The organism is Parendozoicomonas verongulae (genome assembly GCF_009711465.1).
Taxonomy (GTDB): domain Bacteria; phylum Pseudomonadota; class Gammaproteobacteria; order Pseudomonadales; family Endozoicomonadaceae; genus Sansalvadorimonas; species Sansalvadorimonas verongulae.
This window is the reverse complement of sequence record NZ_SMME01000307.1, coordinates 1-529: the sequence shown is the minus strand read 5'-3', so window position 1 is coordinate 529 and position 529 is coordinate 1. Positions and strand designations below refer to the sequence as shown.

The following is a 529-nucleotide window of genomic DNA, read 5'->3' as shown; positions in this document are numbered from 1 at the left end:
TGTAGTCCATCAAACTGCCCCCATGCTCCCGAATCAATAAAAACAGATGCGAGGCCCAGTTCGATCTCCTTATCCTCACTGGGAGTATCCGCCTTCCCTCCGGCCGCCTGAGTGCGCAGCCGGACAAAAATATCCAGAGCCGCTTTCAGATTGTCTGGACCTCCCATGAGTTGGAGATGCCTGCCCAGTGTTACCTCGATATCCTTGTCATCACAGGGAGTATTCGCCTGCCCCCTGGCCGCCCGGGTACGTAACCGGGTGTAGATTTCCTTCGATACTTTCAGGTTGTCCTTACCCCCCATGATCTGAAGCAGCCTGCCCAAAGCCAGTTCGATATCCTTGTCCTCGCAAGGGATATTCGCCTGTCCTCCAGCCGCCCGGGTACGTAGCTGGGTAAAGATGTCCCAGGCCGCCTTCAGGTTCTCCTTCCCACCAATGCTCTGAAGCAGTCTGCCAAGACTCAGTTCGATCTCTTTGTCCTCGCAAGGAACATTCACCAGCCCCCCGGCCGCCCGGGTGCGCAGCCGGG

The 529-nt window shown here is 57.3% G+C and carries 1 protein-coding gene; it reads right to left on the bottom strand.

Features of this window, described 5'->3' with window-relative positions:
- A partial coding sequence (locus E1189_RS22270) for a hypothetical protein (protein WP_196220852.1) occupies positions 1 to 529 on the bottom strand: 529 nt, incomplete at both ends.